This is a genomic window from Kitasatospora sp. NPDC086801 (assembly GCF_044745805.1).
In the GTDB taxonomy this organism is placed as follows: Bacteria; Actinomycetota; Actinomycetes; order Streptomycetales; family Streptomycetaceae; genus Kitasatospora.
In genome coordinates, this window is record NZ_JBIVAX010000085.1 from 1 (window position 1) to 7,102 (window position 7,102).

At 75.5% G+C, this 7,102-nt stretch carries 3 protein-coding genes and 1 pseudogene; 2 read left to right on the forward strand and 2 right to left on the reverse strand.

Annotation, left to right across the window (positions count from 1 at the left end; genetic code table 11):
• Together ACIPLC_RS37910 and ACIPLC_RS37915 are read right to left on the reverse strand one after the other, a co-directional pair.
• Positions 1-2,201, reverse strand: a 2,201-nt coding sequence (locus tag ACIPLC_RS37910) for a sigma-70 family RNA polymerase sigma factor (RefSeq protein WP_400477618.1), incomplete at its 3' end; no start/stop codon positions are given.
• A gap of 349 nt (positions 2,202-2,550) precedes the next feature.
• A complete protein-coding gene (locus tag ACIPLC_RS37915; RefSeq protein ID WP_400477619.1) occupies positions 2,551-3,414 on the reverse strand; it encodes a TetR/AcrR family transcriptional regulator in 864 nt (287 codons plus the stop codon).
• Between the two features lie 573 nt (positions 3,415-3,987).
• Between ACIPLC_RS37915 and ACIPLC_RS37920 the strand changes: the two genes are divergently transcribed.
• Both ACIPLC_RS37920 and ACIPLC_RS37925 read left to right on the forward strand, forming a co-directional pair.
• Positions 3,988-5,325 (forward strand): NAD(P)/FAD-dependent oxidoreductase, encoded by a 1,338-nt coding sequence (locus ACIPLC_RS37920; RefSeq protein ID WP_400477620.1) that lies wholly within the window; start codon positions 3,988-3,990, stop codon positions 5,323-5,325.
• 168 nt (positions 5,326-5,493) lie between these two features.
• Positions 5,494-6,771, forward strand: a pseudogene (locus tag ACIPLC_RS37925) (PP2C family protein-serine/threonine phosphatase); the annotation flags it as partial.
• Positions 6,772-7,102 lie beyond the last annotated feature (331 nt).

Here is a 7,102-nt window from a genome sequence, read left to right on the forward strand (position 1 = left end):
GACTTCTGCCCGGCCAGCGGTACGTGCACCGGTACCGCGTCGTCCCCGGCGGCGAGCGGCGGGGAGCGCCACAGGGTGCTGCCGTCCCCGCCCTGGACGGAGAAGACCACGCCGCCGGGCGAGAGCGTGGCGTCGTCGACTCCGGCGACCGCGTCGAAGGACGTGCAGCTGCGGTTGAGGTCGATCAGGGTGGTCGCCGGGGCGTGCACGGTGATGGCGTGCCGGTGGCGTTCGCCGCCCATCCAGGCGCTGTCGTGCTGCCAGAACCAGTCGCTGCCCTTCTGCCGGATGCTGGGTCCGGGCGGCGGCACCCGGTTGTTGCCGGGTTTGACCACGGGCAGCGAGTCGGCCCAGAAGTCGGTGGGTGCGGGCGGCGAGGGCGGGGTGACCGTCGGGGTGGGTACCGGCGGCATGGTGGGCGTGGGGACGACCGGCGGCTCGGGCGTCGGCAGCGGCGGCACGGTGGGCGTCGGCACGACGGGGACGGCCGGGGCCGGCGGCGGCGTGGGCGTCCGCTTGGGCGGCGTCGGGCTCGGCGTGACCGGTGACGCGGCCTTCGTCGTGGGCGGGGCGGCTGCCGGGGCGGGCGCCGACCGGACGGCCGGTGTCGCGCTCGGGCTCGGCTCGGACGGTGCCGGGGCGGCCGCGGCACTGCTGGGCGCCGGGGCGGCGGGCGCGGGGGCCTGCGGGCGGGGGGCGGCCGGGGCGCTGGTGGCGGGGGGCGCGGCCGCGGGGGGCTTGGGCTCGGGCGAACCGGTGAGCGCGTACGCGGCGACGGCGGCCGCGGCCACCGCGACGGCGGCGGCGATCCCGGCCTTGGCGGCGGTGCCCAGGCCCTCGCCGGCCGCGGCCCCGGCCCCGGCCCCGCTTCCGCCGGAGGCCGCACCGGCACCCGCCGCGCCCGCGCCAGCACCGGCACCCGCCGCACCGGCACTCGCGCCGGCGCCCGCCGTTCCGGAGGTGGCCGCCGCGGTCCCCGCGGCCGCACCGCCGACCGCGGCGACGCCGCCGACGGCCGCCGCGGCGGCGCTGAACCCGCCGACCCCGATCCAGACGAGCACGCCGCCGGGCAGCAGCGCGCGCAGGCCGGTGTTGATCTCGGCGAGTTCGAGGCAGGCGGCCGTGCAGCGGTCGCACTCCTTGAGGTGCCGTCCGACCTCCGCCGAGGCCCGCTTGCGCAGCGATCCGCGCGCGTACGCGCCGAGCCGGTTGGCGTACGCCTCGCAGGTCCTGTCCTGGCTGCCGGAGAGGTGCGCCTGCAGGAAGGCGGCGGCGAGCCGGTCGCGGGCCCGGTGGGCCTGGACGGCGGTGGCGTTGGCGGTCTTGCCGAGCATCACGGCGACGGTCTTCGGGGATTCCCGTTCGACCTCGGTGTGCCAGAGCACCACCCGGTCGTCCTCGGGCAGTTCGGCGTAGGCCTGCATGACCATGCGCTGGTCGGCCATGGCCATCGCCCAGGCGTCGGCGCCGGGGTCGGCCAGGTCGAGGTCGACGACGGCGGCCGAGGTCTGGGCGAACACGCTGAAGTCGTCGACGAGTTGCTCGCGCCGTTCGCTGCGGGTCCAGGCGGCGGCGACGTTGCGGACGGCGGTCAGCAGGTAGGCGCGGACGGCGAACTCCGGGCCCTTGCCCGCCCTCAGGGCTTGCAGGGTGCGGGCGAAGACCTCGCCGGCGAGGTCTTCGGCGGTGAAGCTGTCCCGGCAGCAGGTGCGGGCGTAGCGGCGCACCGAGTCGGCGTGCCGGCGGTAGATCTCCTCGTACGCGGTGTCGTCGCCAGCCCGGACCCGGGCGGTCAACTCGGCGTCGGAGGGCGGGCGCTCGCCGTCGACCGGGTCGGCGGGGGCGGGCACGGTGGGGCGGGCGGGGCGGCCGTCGCCGACGAACGCCTCGGGGGCGACGCCGCCGCGGCCGACCGGGGCCTGGCCGGGCACCCGCCCCGGGGGCAGTGCGGCGGCGGAGGCGGAGAGGGACTCGCGGCTGGGCATGCCGGCCTGGTCGGGCACGTGTCCGGCGGTCGGGCCGGTGGCCGAACCCGGTGCGGTGCCGGGTACTTGGGCGGGGCCGCCGAAGGCCGTGGCGGGGCCTTCAACCGCACTGCCGGACGAGCCGCCGGACGAGCCGTCGGCCAGTCCCCCGGGCAGTCCTCCGGACGGACCGAAGTCGAGGCCGTACCCGTAGTCGTTCTGTTCCTCGGCGCTCACAACGGACCCCAGATTCCACGACAGCCCCCGTAGTGTGGCAGGGCGCGCGGGAGTGCGTGAGCGCACGGTTCCGCGCTGTACGGCGCCGAGGGCGCGCGAAGGGCGCGCATCGGGACATTGGCTCCAACCACGGGCAAAGGATGGCATAGCGCAGAGATGGGCGGTAGCCGGACCGGCCGGTACCCACTCTTCCGAGGGGCCGTCGCGGATGTGTTCGGCCAGCGCAGGGCGGGCGGTGGTGCACCGCCCGCACCCGGCGCGCGTGACTGGTCCGCGCGCCGGTCTCCCGTCCAACTCCCGTCCAACTCCCGTTCCCGCCAGGTGCGGCGGCCGCGCCCGCGGTGGCGCGTCAGCGTGCCCGCAGGCCGTCCAGCAGGATCTCCAGCAGCCGGTCCGAGGGGCCGGCGGCCGGCTGTCCCTCCGCCTGTGGAACCCCGGCCGAGAAACCGGCCGTCGTCGGCGCGGTGCGGGCCGCGTGCACCGGCACCGAGGCGGTCAGCACCAGCACGACGTCCGACACCGTGACGCCCGGCCGCAGTTCGCCCGCCGCACCGGCCCGGGCCACCAGGGCGGCCAGCAGCTGCAGCAGCAGCCGGGGATCGGCGTCGGCCGCCGACGGCTCGACGGCCGCACCGTTCTGGGCCTCCTCGCCGCGCAGGTCGAACCGGACGGCGGCCGGCTCCGGCACCCGCTGCTCGGGCACCCGGCCCAGCTCCTCCGCGTACCGGAACGCCTCCGGCGGCAGCAGCCGCCCGGCGCCGGTGCCGACCGCCCGCGCCAGGTAGCCGGCCAGCGCCTCCCAGGCGCCGCCGCCGCCGTACAGCGACTCCCGCGCCTGCGCGGTCAGCCAGGCCACCTCCTCGGCGGCGATCCGCTGGACCAGCACCTCCTTGCTCGGGAAGCGCCGGTAGACCGTCCCGACGCCGACCCCGGCCCGGCGCGCGACCTCCTCCATCGGCGCGCCGTAGCCGAATTCGCCGAACACCTCACGGGCTGCGCGCAGCACGCTCTCCAGGTTCCGCCGGGCGTCCACCCGTAGTCGGGCCCCGGGGACGTGCACGGCGGCCGGTGGTGGCTCCACCCGGTACGGGACGCCCGGGTAGGCCGTCCCGACCTGCGGTGGCAGGTCCACCGGGCCGCGTTGTTCCGGCACCATGCCCTGGCCGGCGTGCGGTGCTACTGCCCGTCCCAACACCTGCTCCTGCTCCATCATCCCAACTCTCCCCCGCAGGCGCCCGAACCCGGACCCTGTCGTCGCCCGCCCCTGCACCCCCCGGTGCAGCTCAGCCCGTCAGAAATGACCTGATGACCCATCGCTCGTTGCCGCCCGTCCCGTTCCGTGACCACGGTTCGTGCCTCCGGGCCGGCTCGCGTCCGGCTCGGCGCGTCGGCACCGTCCGGGGCCTTGTCCGGGAACTACCCTTCCCCGGATGACTGTCCCGCAGTCGGGTTCTCGAGCCAACGCTGGAACTGGCCGTAGTGGCCGCTCCACGGTGCGTCGCCGCCGATTGTCATGGCGGTGGCCGCTCCGGCACACAATCCGACCATAGTTCACGGCCGTTCGCGGCCGAAAGTCCGTCAGAAAGTCGCCCGGGCAGCACAACTGGCCCCACTCGTCGACTCCCGTCACATCCGACGCGGTACGGACTGTGGACAAGACCGCCCCTGCCGGTCCTTCATAGGGGGGCGTGAGGGGGGACACCCCCGGCCGCGGGGCCGGGACGAAGCGCCAATCGGCTGGAGGTGCACCATCAGAATCCTGATCGCCGGCGGCGGCTGTGCCGGGATGGCCACCGCGCTGCACCTCCAGCGCGGCCTGCGGGAACGGCTGCGACGCGGCGAGGTCGAGATCACCGTCGTCGAGCCCCGGGCCTACTTCACCTACCACCCGCTGCTGGCCGAGGTCGCGGCTGGCTCGATCGACCCCCGGCACGTGGTCGTCCCGCTCCGCCGGGCCCTGCCGGACTGCCGGGTGCTGACCGCCCGGATCACCCGGATCGAACACGCCGCCCGCCGCGCCTTCGCCGACGCCGCGGGCCCCGGAGAGGCCGCCGCGCCGATCGAACTCCCCTACGACGTCCTGGTGGTGGCGCCCGGCTCGGTCTCCCGGACGGCGCCGGTGCCCGGCCTGGCCGAACACGGCCGCGGCTTCTCCACCGTCGGCGAGGCCGTGGGCCTGCGCAACCACGTCCTGGAACAGCTCGACCTCGCCTCCGCGACGCGCGACCCGGCCCTGCGCCAGGCCGCGCTCACCTTCGTCTTCGTCGGCGCCGGGTACGCGGGCGTCGGCGCGCTCGCCGAACTGGAGGACATGGCCCGGTCCGCGGTGCGCGGCTACCACAACGTCCGCCCCGAGGACCTGCGCTGGGTCCTGGTCGAGGCCACCGACCGGATCCTGGCCGAGGAGTCGCCGGAGCTGGCCGAGCACACCCTCGGCCAGCTCCGCGAACGCGGCGTCGACATCCGGCTGCGCACCACCCTGGCGTCCGCCGCCGGCCGGGTCGTCGCCCTGTCCGACGGCAGCCGCTTCGGCGCCCGCACCCTGGTCTGGACGGCCGGGGTGCGCCCGTCCCCGCTGCTGCGCGACACCGACCTGCCGCTGGACACCCTCGGCCGGGTCCGCTGCCTCGCCACCCTGCAGGCCGTCGGCCCGGACGGGCGCGCGCTGCCAGGCGTCTGGGCGGCCGGGGACTGCGCCGCCGTGCCGGACCCCAACGCGGACGGGGCGCCCTGCGCACCCAACGCCCAGCACGCCTTCGCCCAGGCCGAGTTGCTCGCCCGGAACATCGTGGTCGCGCTGGCCGCCGGACCGCACGCCCCGGACCTCGCCGAGTACCGGCCGGGCCACGCCGCCTGCTCGACCTCGCTGGGCCTGCGCCGGGCCGTCGCCCACACCCGGCGCGGCCGCCGGATCACCGGGCGGCGGGCCTGGTGGCTGCACCGGGCCCGGCACCTGCGGCGCCTGCCGAGCGCGGAACGCCGGGTGCGGGTGCTGATGGACTGGCTGCTGGGCGGGCTGTTCTCCCGCGAGGTGGTCTCGCTGGGGGCGGCGGAGCATCCGCGTCCGGAGTTCGAGGCCGGGTCCGGACCGCGGCCCGACGGTGGTCCGGACGCCCCGCGGTGAGCGCTCCGGAGCCCCGTACCGGGGCGGAACGGCCGGCCACGCCGGGCGGGCGACTTCCTGAATCGGGCCGTTGCCTGACAGGATCAGCCCAACCTAGTCATTACCCCGTGTGCTGATGTGCACACAAAAAGTGATGATATGCCTGGAAAACGAGGAAGCGGCCGTCGTTTGAACCTCATGCGCTGGAGCGCCCGGCTCACCGGAGTCCCTTGGCGTGCCGCCCCGCCAACCGGGACCGGCACCGACGAGGGCGCGCCCTCCGCCGACGGAGTCGTCGTCCCCGGCCCCCGCGACCCCACCAACCTGGCCACCGCCGCCGAACTCCTCGACCTGCACAAACCCCAGAACCTGCGCGAGGTCCTCAACCGCATCCCCGCCCCGGTGGCCGTCACCTACGGTCCGCTCCACCAGCTCGGCTACGCGAACCGCGCCTACCGCGAACTCTTCGGCGACCGCACCACCGGCCTGCCCGCCGGAGAGGCCCTCCCCGAACTCGGCACCATGGGCGTCCTGCCCCTGATGGACCAGGTCATCCGTGGCGGCCGCCCGCGCAGCGTCAAGGCCCGCTGCATCCTCGGCCTCACCGGCAACCGCTACTACAACGTCTCCTGCGTCCCGCTCGGCCCCGGCGACACCGGGGACGCCCCCGCCGAGGGGCCGCCCGCCGGCGTCCTGATCTTCGCCGCCGAGGTCACCGACCAGGTCCTCGCCGCAGCCCGGCTCCGCGAAGCCGAACGCCGCCAGCGCGAGGCCGCCGTCACCCTCCAGCGCAGCCTCCTCCCGCAGAAGCTCGACCAGCCGGCCGACCTCCGGGTCGCCGCCACCTACCAGCCCGGTGGTGCCGAGGCCGCCGTCGGCGGCGACTGGTACGACGTCATCGCCATCGACGGCGGCCGGACGGCCCTGGTCATCGGCGACGTGATGGGGCGCGGCCTGCGTGCCGCCGCCGTCATGGGCCAGCTGCGCACCGCCGTCCGCGCCTACGCCCGCCTCGACCTGCCCCCGCACGAGGTGATGCGCCTGCTCGACGGCCTCGCCATGGAGATCGACGCCAACCAGATCGCCACCTGCACCTACGCCGTCTGGGACCCGCAGCGCCGCACCCTCTCCTACGCCTCCGCCGGACACCTCCCCATGCTCCTGCGCTGCCCCGACGGGACGGTCCTGCGCAGCGAGGAACAGAACGGCCCTCCGCTCGGCACCGGCGACGGCCTCCACGTCTCCCACACCCTGCGCCTGCTCCCCGGGACCACCGGCGTCCTCTATACGGACGGCCTGGTCGAACGGCGCGACGAGGACATCGACCAGGGCCTCGACCTCCTCGCCCGCACCCTCACCGGCGCGGTCGGGGCCCCCGAGGTGATCTGCGCCCGCCTCCTGCGGGCGATGGGCGTGACCTCCGAGCACGACGACGACGTCGCCGTCCTGGCCTTCCACCTGCCCGCGGAGGAGAGCGCCACCGAGGCGGAACCGGCGCTTGACTCGGTCGTCCCCGAGGTCTAGTGTTCTCCGAGCTGCCTGGCAGGGAGCACCGGACACGCATCTGCGCGGACGGTCCCGCGGCAGCCAATCCTTTCGAAACACCACTTCCCGGTTCGGGCTGGGTCGCGTCTTGTCGCGGCTTGGTTCTTATTTCGGCGTGCTCGTTTTATCGGATTGCGGCCGATTCGCTTTTCGGAGCAGGGATCGGCTAGAGTTTGAAACGTCGGACGGGGCGTCAAGCCGCAGAAGACACCGGCGAGTTGGATGAAGGAAGCCCCGGAAACGGAGCGGAAAA